Origin of the sequence: Tepidibacillus infernus, assembly GCF_048898065.1 — a bacterium.
In the GTDB taxonomy this organism is placed as follows: Bacteria; Bacillota; Bacilli; order Tepidibacillales; family Tepidibacillaceae; genus Tepidibacillus_B; species Tepidibacillus_B infernus.
In genome coordinates, this window is record NZ_JBLWFI010000001.1 from 513,813 (window position 1) to 528,003 (window position 14,191).

The 14,191-nt window shown below is 36.2% G+C and carries 15 protein-coding genes and 3 pseudogenes; 11 read left to right on the forward strand and 7 right to left on the reverse strand.

All coding sequences use genetic code 11. The features are described 5' to 3' along the window. The first annotated feature begins 101 nt into the window (after window positions 1-101). Both TEPIDINF_RS02560 and cydB read left to right on the forward strand, forming a co-directional pair. Entirely contained in the window at window positions 102-1,457 is a 1,356-nt protein-coding gene (locus TEPIDINF_RS02560) for a cytochrome ubiquinol oxidase subunit I (protein ID WP_068723424.1), read from the forward strand. Between the two features lie 31 nt (window positions 1,458-1,488). After that, complete coding sequence (gene cydB, locus TEPIDINF_RS02565) at window positions 1,489-2,511, forward strand: cytochrome d ubiquinol oxidase subunit II (RefSeq protein WP_421691307.1); 1,023 nt, start codon at window positions 1,489-1,491, stop codon at window positions 2,509-2,511. Window positions 2,512-2,556: 45 nt separating this feature from the next. Here the strand turns inward: cydB and TEPIDINF_RS02570 are convergent, their stop codons facing one another. The 6 genes and pseudogenes from TEPIDINF_RS02570 to TEPIDINF_RS02595 form a co-directional block, all read right to left on the reverse strand. After that, the gene (locus TEPIDINF_RS02570) at window positions 2,557-2,748 is read right to left on the reverse strand and encodes a hypothetical protein (protein ID WP_068723429.1); all 192 of its coding nucleotides are present in this window, start codon (window positions 2,746-2,748) and stop codon (window positions 2,557-2,559) included. A 167-nt stretch (window positions 2,749-2,915) separates the two neighbouring features. After that, entirely contained in the window at window positions 2,916-4,403 is a 1,488-nt protein-coding gene (locus tag TEPIDINF_RS02575; RefSeq protein WP_068723432.1) for an acetyl-CoA hydrolase/transferase family protein, read from the reverse strand. Window positions 4,404-4,648: 245 nt separating this feature from the next. Next, entirely contained in the window at window positions 4,649-4,822 is a 174-nt protein-coding gene (locus TEPIDINF_RS02580) for a spore coat associated protein CotJA (RefSeq protein WP_153011987.1), read from the reverse strand. Between the two features lie 117 nt (window positions 4,823-4,939). After that, window positions 4,940-5,500 (reverse strand): annotated as a pseudogene (locus tag TEPIDINF_RS02585) (manganese catalase family protein); the annotation flags it as partial. 17 nt (window positions 5,501-5,517) lie between these two features. Then, window positions 5,518-5,766, reverse strand: a complete 249-nt coding sequence (locus tag TEPIDINF_RS02590; protein WP_421691308.1) for a spore coat protein CotJB — start codon at window positions 5,764-5,766, stop codon at window positions 5,518-5,520. Between the two features lie 124 nt (window positions 5,767-5,890). Continuing rightward, entirely contained in the window at window positions 5,891-6,031 is a 141-nt protein-coding gene (locus TEPIDINF_RS02595; RefSeq protein ID WP_161937277.1) for a hypothetical protein, read from the reverse strand. 125 nt (window positions 6,032-6,156) lie between these two features. On the opposite strand from TEPIDINF_RS02595, the gene TEPIDINF_RS02600 reads away from it, so the two are divergent. From TEPIDINF_RS02600 to TEPIDINF_RS15225, 9 genes and pseudogenes are all read left to right on the forward strand, one after another. Then, window positions 6,157-6,996: a LysM peptidoglycan-binding domain-containing protein gene (locus TEPIDINF_RS02600; protein WP_068723436.1), complete on the forward strand. Its 840-nt coding sequence runs from the start codon at window positions 6,157-6,159 to the stop codon at window positions 6,994-6,996. A 233-nt stretch (window positions 6,997-7,229) separates the two neighbouring features. After that, the gene (locus TEPIDINF_RS02605) at window positions 7,230-8,048 is read left to right on the forward strand and encodes an electron transfer flavoprotein subunit beta/FixA family protein (RefSeq protein ID WP_068727438.1); all 819 of its coding nucleotides are present in this window, start codon (window positions 7,230-7,232) and stop codon (window positions 8,046-8,048) included. A 1-nt stretch (window position 8,049) separates the two neighbouring features. Beyond that, window positions 8,050-8,205, forward strand: a pseudogene (locus tag TEPIDINF_RS02610) (DUF362 domain-containing protein); the annotation flags it as partial. Between the two features lie 180 nt (window positions 8,206-8,385). After that, on the forward strand, window positions 8,386-9,375 hold the full coding sequence (locus TEPIDINF_RS02615; protein WP_068727439.1) for an electron transfer flavoprotein subunit alpha/FixB family protein: 990 nt from the start codon (window positions 8,386-8,388) through the stop codon (window positions 9,373-9,375). Next, window positions 9,368-10,660, forward strand: a complete 1,293-nt coding sequence (locus tag TEPIDINF_RS02620; RefSeq protein WP_068723439.1) for an FAD-dependent oxidoreductase — start codon at window positions 9,368-9,370, stop codon at window positions 10,658-10,660. Before TEPIDINF_RS02615 ends, TEPIDINF_RS02620 begins: the two co-directional genes overlap by 8 nt. After that, on the forward strand, window positions 10,660-10,953 hold the full coding sequence (locus tag TEPIDINF_RS02625; RefSeq protein ID WP_068727437.1) for a ferredoxin family protein: 294 nt from the start codon (window positions 10,660-10,662) through the stop codon (window positions 10,951-10,953). The genes TEPIDINF_RS02620 and TEPIDINF_RS02625 overlap by 1 nt, the downstream gene beginning before the upstream one ends. A gap of 142 nt (window positions 10,954-11,095) precedes the next feature. Beyond that, complete coding sequence (locus tag TEPIDINF_RS02630) at window positions 11,096-11,491, forward strand: NifB/NifX family molybdenum-iron cluster-binding protein (RefSeq protein WP_421691309.1); 396 nt, start codon at window positions 11,096-11,098, stop codon at window positions 11,489-11,491. A 133-nt stretch (window positions 11,492-11,624) separates the two neighbouring features. Continuing rightward, window positions 11,625-12,059: a thioredoxin family protein gene (locus TEPIDINF_RS02635; protein ID WP_220126409.1), complete on the forward strand. Its 435-nt coding sequence runs from the start codon at window positions 11,625-11,627 to the stop codon at window positions 12,057-12,059. A gap of 12 nt (window positions 12,060-12,071) precedes the next feature. Further along, window positions 12,072-12,278, forward strand: a pseudogene (locus tag TEPIDINF_RS15225) (thioredoxin family protein); the annotation flags it as partial. 64 nt (window positions 12,279-12,342) lie between these two features. Here TEPIDINF_RS15225 and TEPIDINF_RS02640 read toward each other — a convergent pair. Next, entirely contained in the window at window positions 12,343-14,178 is a 1,836-nt protein-coding gene (locus TEPIDINF_RS02640; protein ID WP_421691310.1) for a S8 family peptidase, read from the reverse strand. Window positions 14,179-14,191: the final 13 nt, after the last annotated feature.

The following is a 14,191-nucleotide window of genomic DNA, read 5'->3' on the forward strand; positions in this document are numbered from 1 at the left end:
ATATTAAAAAAGTAGTGATATTTGTCACAAGTCGTAGTAAAATAAAATGGAAAATATTCTATACATACTAAATAAATAGATGTAAAAAGGGGGAAAGGTAAATGGATGTTGTTACATTAAGTAGACTTCAATTTGCGATTACAATTGGATTTCACTTTTTATTTGTACCACTCACATTAGGACTTGTTATTTTAGTTGCTATCATGGAAACTTTGTATGTAAAAACCAATGAAATCATGTACAAAAAGATGGCCAAGTTTTGGGGGAAGCTATTTATTATCAATTTTGCTTTAGGTGTGGTAACAGGTATCACAATGGAATTCCAGTTTGGGACAAACTGGAGTGAATACTCTAAATATGTTGGCGATATTTTTGGTGCACCTTTAGCAATTGAAGCGACTGTTGCTTTCTTTTTAGAGTCCACTTTCTTAGGTGTTTGGATATATGGGTGGGATCGTCTTTCAAAAAAACTACATGCCTTCGCCATATGGATGGTAGCGTTAGGAACGAATCTTTCTGCTGTCTGGATTATTATTGCTAATGGTTGGATGCAACACCCTGTAGGTTATGTTCTTCGTAATGGAAGAGCCGAGTTGGTTGATTTTATGGCGGTTGTTACTAATAAATATGCATGGTTAATGTTTTTTCATACTGTTTTATCTGGATACGTGCTCTCGGCATTCTTTGTTTTAGGAATTAGTGCTTATCATTTATTGCGACATCAACATCTAGACTTTTTTAAAAAATCATTCCGCATTGCTTTAATATTTGCTATTTTTTCTTCAATTGGCGTAGCAGTATTAGGCGATTTGAATGGTAGCAATGTAGCTGATGTACAACCTGCTAAATTTGCTGCAATGGAATCGATTTGGGAAACACAACAAGGTGCACCTATGTATCTTTTACAAATTCCTGATGAGAAGAATGAGGGGAACCGTATCGAAACATTAGGAATCCCTAAATTGACCAGTTTTCTTGCGTTTAAAGATCCAAACGCTACGATAAAGGGATTAAAAGATTTTCCTTTAGAGGAAAGACCACCAGTCAATTTAACCTTTTATGCATTTCGAATCATGGTAGGACTAGGAGTCTATTTTATTCTTATGTCCTTTATCGGATGGTATTTGCAGCGAAAAAATAAATTATTAGATTCAAGACTATATTTAAAAATGATGCTTTATTCTATTCCTTTACCTTATATTGCAATTAATTTAGGATGGGTTGTGGCAGAGGTCGGAAGACAACCATGGATTGTTTATGGCTTAATGAAGACCGCAGATGCAGTTTCTCCTATTCCTGCTTCAAATGTTCTTACTACTTTAATAGGTGTTGTTGTTTTCTATACGATTTTAATTGTTGCCGATCTTTATTTGCTGGTGAAATATGCAAAAATGGGTCCGGATTTTGAAAAGCCTACTAAGATACATATCGATCAATCGCCAGGCTTTCAGGCATAGTATTTTGATTGGAATAAGGGAGGAATGAAAAATGTCATATACGGCATTGGCCATCACTTGGTTTGGATTATGGGGGACTTTATGGGCAGTCTATTTTATGCTAGATGGATTTGATTTAGGCGTAGGAATTCTTTATCCATTTATTGCGAAAGATGATTCAGAACGTAAACTTTTATTAAATACCATTGGACCTTTTTGGGATGGAAATGAAGTATGGTTGATTACAGCTGGTGGTGCTACCTTTGCAGCTTTTCCAACCACTTATGCTTTGATGTTTAGTTATCTTTATTTGCCTTTGATGCTCATTTTATTGGGATTGATATTTAGAGGAACGGCCATTGAATTTATGAATAAAAGCGATCATCAATCTTGGAGAAAAGCTTGGAAGTGGGCGTTTTTCTCAGGTAGTTTGTTAGTTACTCTACTTTTTGGAGTTGCATTTGCGAATATCTTCCAAGGGTTAGCCATGGATGATAGTGGCTACCATGGAACGTTACTCTCATTGCTTAATCCATACGGTCTCTTAGGAGGATTAGTATTTATTGCCTTATTTTCATTAACAGGTGCGATATGGATTGCTGCTAAAACAATGGGTTCTTTATCTGAAAGGGCATTAACCTATGCTTCAAAGTTGTGGGTCATTGCCTTAATCCTTGCGGGTATCTTTTTAATCTATACTAGTGTGGCAACAAATCTCTATAGGAATTATCTCCAACAGCCGATCTTGTGGATCGTGCCAGGGTTAGCTGTTGTGGCATTATTATTTACGAGACGATTTTTACAAAAGAAGGATGCGATTCGTGCATTTTTTGCAAGTTCTGTTACGATATTAATGACGATTTATATTACCATTATTGGTTTGTATCCAAATATGATCCCATCTAGTATTGATGAGAAGTATAGTTTAACGATATTTAACTCTTCTTCCAGTGAATATACGTTAAGAATTATGTTCTATGTGGCTATTATCTTTGTACCCATTGTGATCGCCTATCAAATTTTTGTTTATAAAATATTTTCTGATAAAGTAACAGAACAAGATAGCCATTACTAAGATGAAATGAAAAGTAGAAATATTTAAAGATGCAAAACGGTACCCTTAATGAAACAGGGTACCGTTTGTTTTGGTTTGTATAATCATCGCTTCAATAATTTCCATCATATCATCGACCGTGACTGAGTCGATTCCATTTTTTAATACTACAGGTGATTCTAATTCATGCTTTGTTAAGATATTCTCTAAATCGGGAGATACAAATTTAACAATCGTTGATAATTTTACAGTTTCCATATGGCTCACCTCATTTTTTAGTATGGTAAAACTAAAAATGAATCGTAATGCCTGAAAAACCTGTATCAATATTATTATAGTAGATTTAAGCTCAATTGACTACCATATCTTCTCCCGTATTAAATTAATTAAAGAAAGAGTTCGTATAGAACTCTTTCAAAATAAGATTATAGCATCGTTCCAGTTTCACGTAATTTCTGGTGCCAGGATAGTGCTTTTTCAAGAACATGTGGTGTATGACCACCGCGTTCTAATGCCTCATTATAATATTCTCTCATTTTATCTTTATACATTGGGTGAACACATTTTTCAATAATCAATTCAGCTCTCTCTCGTGGAGCTAAACCTCTTAAATCAGCCAACCCTTGCTCAGTGACAAGGATTTGTACATCATGTTCTGTATGGTCAACATGGGAAACCATGGGGACAATACTGGAAATTTTGCCATCTTTTGCAATAGATTTGGTTACAAAAATGGAAAGTCCTGCATTACGAGCAAAGTCTCCAGAACCGCCAATACCATTCATCATATGGGTACCAGCCACATGTGTTGAGTTGACGTTTCCATAAATATCAGCTTCCAATGCAGTATTGATTGCAATCAAACCCATTCTACGAATTAATTCTGGATGGTTACTGATCTCTTGAGGGCGGAAGACTAATTTGTCTCTATATTGATCGAAATTCTCAAATAATTCTTTTGTCCAACTAGGTGAAAGAGTGACTGAGGTAGCCGCTGCGAATTTAACTTTTCCTGCTTTGAATAATTCGAAAACTGCATCTTGAAGAACTTCTGAAGCCACGATTAAATCTTCAAATGGAGAATGGACTAAACCTTCTAAAACAGCATTTGCAATCGTTCCGACACCTGATTGTAATGGCATTAAGCTGTTTGGTATACGCCCTTGATTTACTTCCTCTTTTAAGAACTCAATGATATGGTTCGCCATAATTTTTGTTTCTTCATCTGCAGGAAGAATATTTGAAGGGACATCCATTTGGTCAGTGATGACGATAGCTACCACTTTTTCTGGATCTACTTTAATGTAAGGGGTTCCAATTCTCTCCATAGGTGTTTTTAACAGAATAGGTTCACGGCCAGGACGTTTTTCTGGTAAATATATATCATGTACCCCTTCTAGAAGTGGAGTATGCGCCATATTGATTTCAATGATTACTTTTTTTGCTTGGTCAACAAAAATTGGGGTATTCCCTACTGATGTCGTAGGAATAATGTATCCATCTTCTGTAATCGTAACAGCCTCAACAAGAGCAATATCAATTGGACCCATAACCCCATTTCGAATCCATTCATTTGTTAAGCTAAGGTGTTGATCTGTAAATAAGATTTCACCTTTGTTAATCAAATCTCTCATACTTCTTGTTGCCTGAAAGGGAAGTCGATGACTTAAAGCACCAGCCTCAGCAAGACCACCATCTACTTCGTCACTTAAAGATGCACCTGTCCAAAATTTGATTTTAATCTTTTCTTTTTTTGCTCTTTCCGCCAATGCCAAAGTTACGGCTTTTGGATCTCCCGCTCGAGTAAAACCACTTGCCCCCACAATCATGCCATCTTTAATAAAATCGGCTGCTTTTTCTGCATCCATGACCCTGTTTAAATAAGGTGCATATCGGATCCTTTCTTTGTACATCTCTTCACTCACCCCATTAAATTTTTCTTTTTTTACTAAGCGTTTCCACTAATCGTTAGAAACGTTTAGCGATTAAACTCCTTTTAGCACAATAAGGAATGATTAGAATATTCAGTTAAATTATATCATGTTCATTTCATTTAGAATACATAATTTTTAAAAAATTATTAATTTTTTATTCATTATCGATAAAGTTAAACAAAGAAGGATGCAAGTTTTGCATCCCTTTGATTCTTATTCACATGTTACATAAAAGGTGGATAAAATCCTTTCTTTTCATAAGGATCATATAACCATTTAAAGAGTGTACCTTTCTCTAGTGCCTTAGGTAAAGAGTATTGGTCTAAGTAATCTCTTCCAGGGCCTGGCATAGGTTTCACAGGAGGAATCGATATAGGAGGATAGGGTCGTCTTCTCACTCGCAATGCTCCCTTCTTTAAGATTTTCTTTCTTTATTAGTCTAAAATTTCGTCAGGGGTTACATTCGTATCTGAAAATATATCTTTTGTTTCATAAACTTCAGCTGGCCTAATTTTTTTTGCTCTTCTATGTTCGCTTAACATATATAGAATTTCCCTAAATCTTTGTGAATGAACGACTTCACGTTCTCTCAAAAATTTAAGCGCGTGAATCACTCCTGGATCATCAGAAAGATTGATTAGATTTTCATAAGTTGCTCTCGCTTTTTCTTCTGCAGCGATATCCTCTGCTATATCTGCGATCGGATCTCCTTTTGCTTGAATATAAGTAGCAGTCCATGGATGTCCGTTTGCATCCACATAGAATAAGGCTTTTTCATGGTCTGCATAATGGCCACCTAAACCAGCAGCGATCATTTGCTCTGGAGTGGCACCTTTGACCAGTTTATGAACTAATGTTGCAATAATCTCTAAATGTCCTAATTCTTCTGTTCCGATATCAGTTAGGAGTGCTTTAGCTCTTCTATCTGGCATACTATACCTTTGATTTAAATATCTCAATGCAGCCGATAATTCTCCATCTGGACCACCGTATTGGGTAATTAAGAATTTAGCAATTCTTAGATCAGGCCTTTCCACTCGAACAGGGATTTCAAGTTTTTTTTCATAGATCCACATGCTTTAACACTCCTCTCCTAGTAATTTAATTCCCATGGCCATGGTTCATCAATCCAACGTGCAGGATTTTCATAAGAAAATCCTTGCTGTAAAGGGCCAAAATGACGTTCCAAATGTGGTCTTAACATCATCATTTGATAGGTGTAACGCTTAAAATCACATTGCGCTCCTTGGTCAAATGGATGGGTATCTAAGTATAATCTAACTTCTACGGCTGCAAATTCTAATTCTTGATATTGGCGCAATAAGGCAAAAGCTTTATCCATTAAAGATTCCTCCTCTAGGTCTTCTTCCTTAACACCTTATTCAAATAGGCAATTATCAGTAACGGGGACAATTGCCCAAATTTTGGGTAATGAACTAGTTGAAGAAAAAAAGTTGACTTCTTTATCAAAGCATATTCGGATGGCCAAAGAATCGACCATCCGAATATGCTTTGATCTCACCGACAACAATGGTGTGGAATCCTGCCATAAATGCAGGATCAACATCCTTTTTCATTCCTACTTTTACCTCACTTAAATTTAGCATGGCTAAATCTAGTAAAAACTATATGCTAAAAATCGCTTAAATCATTTAACGGGTATAGTTATTAGAAATGTTGGTAATCATGGGAATAGTTGTTTTTTTTTAAAAATCAATGAAAGGAGTATTCTATGATTACAAGAAAAGTAATAACGTTTATTCTAGTATTTTTCATTTTAATGAGTACACAGGTAAATGCTAGAATGATTCTATCAGATGATTATAATAAACAGATTACGCCCCTAAAAACAAAACAAATCGTCTACACCATAAAAAAAGGGGACACCTTATATCAAATTGGAATAAGATATGGAATTGACTGGAAAGATATTGTGAAAGTAAACCCTAGCCTTAATTTTAAAGCTTTAAAGATTGGTTCTACGATAACGATTCCGTACCTTAAAAATTTAGATTATTCTTTAATAGACAAAGCATTTGCAGAACAAAATGAAATGATGCTATCTGAAACCCAAGTTTATCAAATTCAAAAGGGCGATACGCTATGGGCAATTTCAAGGAAATATCATACATCAGTAGATTCTCTTTTAAACTTGAACCAAAATTTAAATCCTAAACAATTAGTAATAGGAACAATGATTAAATTACCAAAAGTCGATCGTGTGAAAATTGCTTCAGTGAGTACAAGTAGAACCCAAATAAGAAAATCAGGATTATTCACATTAACTGCTTATACTGCTGGATATGAATCGACAGGTAAAAGACCAGGGGATCCAGGATATGGGATAACTTCAAGTGGAGCACGTGTACAAGAAGGGATTACGATTGCGGTAGATCCGAAAGTGATACCTATTGGTACAAGAGTTTATATTGAAGGGATAGGCTATCGTATGGCACAAGATACAGGCAGCGCAATTAAAGGCAATAAAATCGACATCTATTTTGAAGATGTAAATGAAGCTTTAAAGTTTGGGGTAAAAAAAGGAGTAAAAGTAGATGTGTTATACAATTAGCTTTGGTATTTTTGCCAAAGCTTTTTTGAAGGAACTTTACAAGGGGAGGATTAGTAAAAAAAAGATAAAAAAATATGATAGATTCTTAAAAATAGCATTGCATAGTTTTGGATAATTTACTATTCTTAAGGTAGTACAAGTTTGTGAAGAATTTTGCAAACAGAAATCTATTTTATATTAAAGAAATGTACACCAAGAAATGTAAATATTCAGGGAGAGGATGTGAAATTGATATGCATTATGTAGTATGTGTGAAACAAGTACCGGATACAAGTGTAGTAAAATTGGATCCAGTAACAAACACACTTGATCGGAGTAGTGCTCCATCAATTATTAATCCATATGATGCACATGCAGTAGAAGAAGCTGTTCGCTTAAAGAAACAATCTGGGGGCAAAGTGACTGTTGTTTCAATGGGTCCACCGATGGCTGTCAGTACCATCAAAAAATGTATTGAATTAGGTGCTGATGAAGGGGTGCTTATTTCTGACCGTGCCTTTGCAGGATCTGATACATTGGCAACAAGTTATGCGCTTACGCAAGCAATTAAAAAAATTGCAGAGAAAGAACCAGTGGATATTATTTTTGCCGGAAAGCAAGCAATTGATGGCGATACAGCCCAAGTAGGCCCTGGTATTGCTAGACGTCTAGGCATACCAGTATTAGCACAAGTCAATCAAGTTGAACATTTCTCAGCTGAAGAAAAGATGATTCGTGTTCGTCGTAAAATTGAAGATGGACATGAAGTAGTAGAATCTAAATTACCATGTCTAATCACAGTAGAGAAAGAAATTAATGAACTAACATATGCTCCTCTACCAAATATGATCAAAGCTGCGAAATATAATCCAATCGTATGGACAACAAATGACATTGAGGTTGACCGTAGTCAGTTAGGTTTAAAAGGTTCTCCAACCGTTGTTGGTAAAATTTTTGCTCCACCAAAACAATCAGGGGGAGAGAAGATCCAAGGAACTGCTGATGAAGTTGTTAATCATGTCATGGATAAATTATTGAACGTTCATGGATTGTTCGCTAAGGGAGGAGTATAAGATGGCCGTTTCAATTTCTAGTGCATGTATTTCTTGTGGTGCTTGTATCGATACTTGTCCCCATGATGCTCTTTTCATGGGAGCAACGCAAGCAGAAGTGATTCCAGATAAATGTATCGAATGTGGAGAATGTATAGAAGTATGTCCTACTTCAGCTATTACTTTGCCTTTTGGTGTGAAAAAAGAAGTGGTTGAAGAGCCAAAAATGGAAGAAAAAACTGAAGAGGTTTCAAATAAGGAAGAAGTTAAATCTAAAGAGGTAAAACCACTATCCAAAGAGGAAAAGAAACCAGAAGTTGTTTTACCAGAATCTGAGTATCAAGGTGTATGGGTTTATATTGAGCAACGTAGTGGTAAAATTGCCCCAGTATCCCTTGAATTATTAGGTGCTGGTCGTAAATTAGCTGACAAATTAAATGTTGAATTGGCTGGTGTTCTTTTAGGCCATAAGGTTGATCAGATTGTAAATGAACTTTATGAGTATGGAGCTGACACAGTCTATTCTATCGATCATCCAGTATTAGAACATTACCGTTCAGAGGCTTATCAAGTTGGTGTTGTTGATTTAGTAAAAAAATATAAGCCTGAGATTTTATTATTTGGTGCAACCGTTATCGGTCGTGATTTAGCAAGTACTGTTGCGACAGAATTAGGGACAGGATTAACTGCTGATTGTACTCGTTTAGATATTGATCTGAAAAATAGATTATTAGAGGCTTCTCGTCCAGCGATGGGTGGAAACATTATGGCGACGATTCTATGTAAAAATCATCGTCCACAAATGGCATCCGTTCGTCCAAAGGTGATGAAAGCCATTGATCCAATTAAAGGTCGTACAGGTAAATTGGTTGAACATCCAATTAACATTGACGAAAATCAATTGCAAACAAAAGTAATTAGTGTTGTTCAAGAATTAGGAAATAAGATTCGCTTAAGTGATGCTAATGTGATTGTTGCAGGTGGTAAAGGTTTACAAGATGAAAAAGGGTTCCAGTTAGTCAGAGAATTGGCTGATGTTTTAGGTGCTGCTGTTGGCGCTAGTCGTGACGCAGTTGAAGCAGGCTGGGCTGAACACTCAGAACAAGTTGGCCAAACAGGAACAACGGTTGCCCCTAAATTATATTTTGCAATAGGGATTTCAGGTGCCGTACAGCATACGGTTGGAATGGAGAACTCAGAAATCGTTGTCGCCATTAACAAAGATCCAAATGCTCAAATTTTTGAAAAATGCACCTATGGTATTGTTGGTGATGCATTTGAAGTTGTTCCAAAATTTATTAATGAGTTTAAGAAACTAGTGCAGAGTGGGGAGAGAAAACATGGCTGAAAAATTTGATGTGATTGTTGTCGGTGCCGGGCCTGCTGGATCTTCTGCTGCCTATACATTAGCTAAAGCAGGACTTAATGTAATTATGTTTGAACGTGGTGAATATCCTGGTTCAAAAAACGTAATGGGTGGTGTGATGTACCGCCATCAATTACAAGAAATTATTCCAGATTTTCTTAATGAAGCACCATTTGAAAGACCAGTTGTAGAGCAAAGATTTTGGATGTTAGACCAAAGATCGGCTTTCCAAGTGGGATACAAAGGTTTAGAATGGGCAGAAGCACCGTATAATAACTTCACTGTGTTACGTGCAAAATTTGACCAATGGTTTGCTAATAAGGCTGTTGAACAAGGAGCGCTATTGATCAATGAAACCGTAGTAAAAGAAGTGATCGTGGAAGATGATCGAGTACTAGGAGTTAGAACAGATCGTCCTGATGGAGATGTTTATGCTGACCTTGTTATTTTAGCTGATGGTGTAAACTCATTACTTGCTAAACAATTAGGTTTCCATAAAGAGTTAAAACCAAATGAAGTCGCTTTAGCTGCCATGCAGGTGATTAATTTACCACCTGAAAAAATTGAGGATCGCTTTAATTTAGAGCCTAATCAAGGGGCCACCATTGAAATATTTGGTGATTCAACAAAAGGGATGCTTGGTACTGCATTTATTTATACGAATAAGGATAGTATTAGTATTGGTGTGGGAACACTTCTTTCAGGTTTAATGAAAACAAAAATGCGCCCACATGAACTTTTAGAAACCTTAAAACAGCATCCGATGGTTCGTAAATTGATTGAGGGTGGAGAACCTAAAGAGTACTTGGCGCATTTAATTCCTGAGGGTGGGTATCATTCCATTCCAAAACTTGTAGGACATGGAGTTATGCTAGTTGGGGATGCAGCCCAACTCGTTAATGGGATACACCGTGAGGGTTCAAACCTTGCAATGGCTTCAGGGCGCCTAGCTGCAGAAACAGCGATTTTAGCTAAACAAGTAGGAGACTTTTCTGAAAATATGTTAGATACTTACAGAACAAAACTAATGGAGAGTTTTGTAGGCCAAGACTTGAAAAAATATAAAGATGCTGCACATGCATTAGATCGCCATCCTCAGTATTTTAAAGAGTTCATCCCAATGATAAATCGTGCTGCAAGTGAAATGTTTACAGTTGATGGTGCTTCAAAATGGGATAAACAGAAGAAGATTTTAGGTATGGTTCAAGATAGGGGAACAATAAACACAATTCGCGACCTATACCGCGTATGGAAGGTGATGAAGTGATGGCAGAACCATTAAAAAAGGTTAAAATAGAAGATTTACAGTATCTTACACGATTTGTATCTGATAAAGAATCTCATCTAATTATTAAGAATCACCAGGTTTGTGCTGATTGTGAGGGAAAATACTGTACGTTTTTCTGCCCAGGTGAAGTTTACAAATGGGAAGGAGACCGAATGTTTGTCGGCTTTGAAGGCTGTCATGAATGTGGAAGCTGCCGTATCGGTTGTCCAGAAGACAATATTGAATGGCGATATCCTAAAGGTGGTTTAGGAGTTATCTTCAGATTAGCATAAAATTTTTTGATAGGGAGACGATATACCTTATGGGAACGTTTCCCTTTTTGCATTTAGGACTATTGAGACCATTGCTTTTTTTTACTTTTTAGTATAATATACCTATTGGGGTATATGTTTCCGAATGTTAGGGGGTGTAATCATGAAAGTAGCAGTTGCTGTGTTACCAAATGGGATGGTCAACGCGCATTTTGGTAGAGCGAACAAACTTGCTTTTGCTACCATTGAGAATAAGCAGATTATTTCTTGGGAAGAGGTAGCAGCTCCATTTGCGGAAACGCATGGTCATGATCATCATCATGAGCATGAGCATGGTTATCATCATCACGATCACGACCATAATCACGAACATGGTCACCATCATCAAGCAATAAAGAATTTTTTAGTAGAGCATCAAGTTGATTTAGTTTTGCTTGATCATGCTGGGCCAGGGATGCAAAAGGTGATCAATGAAACTGATATTAAGATTGTTATTGGTGCAAAAGGTAATGCAAAGGATGCAGTTCAAGCATTAGCTGACCAAGGGTTTGTAGAATAATACATACAATTTGTAACCTTTATGTACTGAATGTACCGATAATAAGTTTTAATATATTGATGTTAATTTAACAGTTAAATAGGGAAAGATATAAATAGTTCTTTTCCATATGACATGAAAAGGAGATGAGAAAATGGCAAAAATCGATGAAAAGGATAAAGAAACGATACGTAATATGTTTAATGAGCAAATGCAAGGAACTGCACACATTCGTTTCTTTGGATCTAAAACTGGCTGCGATTATTGTGATGATACAAAGGAAATTTTAGAAGAACTTGCAGCACTTTCTGATGGTATTGATTTACAAGTATTGGATAAAGATGAACATGCGGAGGAAGCAAATCGTCTAAACGTAGACAAAGTTCCAGCCATTGTTTTTGTGAAGGAAGATGGAACAGATACTGGGGTTCGCTTCTATGGGATCCCTTCGGGTTATGAATTTAGTACTTTGATTGAGGATATTATTGATATTGCGAATGAAAAGACTGGGTTATCACAAGCAACGATAGAGCAATTAAAAAATATTACTGAAGATGTAACCATTTCTGTTTTCGTAACCCCTACCTGACCATATTGTCCTCGCGCGGTTCGCGTGGCTCATCATATGGCTATGGTTAACCCACATATTCGTGGAGAAATGATCGAAGCAATGGAATTTCCTGATTTGTCTGGAAAGTATAATGTGTATGGTGTACCAAAAACGGTAATTAACGATGGAAAAGCAGAACAAGAGGGAGCAGTTCCAGAAGAAGTGATTCTAGAAAAAATTATGGAAGCGATTCGCTAATAAAGGATCGTTGATTACAAAAAGGCCTAGGTTAAACATGTTAACCTAAGGCCTTTTTTTACTTTTATTTTTTCCATAATTGAAAGTTTGCTAAATTTTCAAGCCATCGTTGAAAAAAACTTTTAGGCTTTGTTTTACTTTGAGGATGAGTTTTGATAGGTGTAACATTTACCGAACTTGTAGTGATGGCTTTTAAAATATTAATCTCCCCGTAACCATAATATTCATCTTTCCCTTTGGCCCCTAAGTCTGTAGTGGTGTTTTTAATAATGTCTATCACTTCCTTATTTGTTAAATTAGGGTTTCTGGAACGAATTAAAGCTGCTAATCCTGTAACATGAGGACTAGCCATCGATGTACCTGATAACGCTGCATATCGGTTTCCTGGATAGGTACTAGCGATATTTACTCCGGGTGCAACCACATCTACATATGGGCCATAATTAGAAAATTCTGCTCTGTTTTGTTGAGCATCTACAGCAGATACCGCAATCACTTCAGGATAGGCTGCTGGATAACCTAATTCATCAATATTATCATTTCCAGTAGCTGCAACAAGGACAACATCTTTGGAATAAGCATATTGAATTGCATCGTGTAAATATTTTGATTCTGCATAATTGCCAAGGCTAAGGTTGATGATTTTTGCTCCATGGTCTGTAGCCCATATCACTCCCTCAGCTACATCAAATAGGGTACCTGCTCCAGATTGATCCAAAACTTTAACTGGCATAATTTTATTATACCAGGTAATACCGGCAATCCCTTCATAATTATTTGTATTTGCCGCGATTATTCCCGCAACATGTGTACCATGACCATCATCATCCATGGGAGGAAGGGAAGGGTTAATCACATTATAGCCCTTAACCAACTTTTCTTTGAATTCTGGATGATTTAAATCTATCCCTGTATCAATCACGGCTACAATCATATTTTCTTTGCCTCTTGTCAGCTCCCAACCTTGTTCTGTGAAGATGGTAGGTAAGTTCCATTGATAATCTATATAAAGGCTATCATTAGGTATAAGCGGTTTAAGCTGTGTTGGTTTCTGATTAGTTAAATAAATAAAATGAGGCTCCACATATTCAATTGCGGGATCTTTTTCTAACAAGCGAATAAGTGTTTTAGTTGAACGTTTAGGACAATGGGCAATAATCGTATGGTCTCGTCTTTTTTTCGTTGTCAATTGGTATTTCTTAAGAAAAGCTTGGATATTCTGCTCATTCATTTGTTTTTTAAACTTTATAACAACCTCATTTTGTATGTAGTGACTGATCCCTTTTTCTTCTTGGTCTGGTCTCAAATCAGGCAAATTTTCCTCTAACCCCAGACTTAAGCGTTTTCTAGATGAATATTTAGTAGGTATTGTTTTCCATTTATTGTTTTGCAAATGGGTAACAGTAAACATTCGCAATTGTTGTTTCTTTTCAATTTCCGAAAAGATAGGGGTTCTTAATGTTAATTGATAGGTATTCCAGCGATTATTTTTAAAAATTGGGACTTCTATATAAACTAATGACTTATCTTTATTTGATTGAATAAAAATTTGATCTCTTTTAGGATCCAGGTTCTCCTTAACAGAAAGTGAAGTCTGTTTCATTAATCGAATCGATAAAATATTCGAATGATTTTTCTTTACTTGATCATAAGAGGAAGTAGAATCATCCATTTGCTTTAATTCTTGTTTTATGATTGGTATCAGTGATTGGATTTGCATTTTGGACGTAAGCCATGCATCTTTAGTTATATAATCTGTTTCGGCCATTTTTTCATTTAAGTTGGTTTTATGAAGGGAACGAGATTGAAATGTAAAAGGCGTAACAGGGGGCAAAGCAAGACTGATGACAATACCTAATAAAATACCAGAGGCAATGATTGAACGAATAAAACGGGTCACATTACATCTCTCC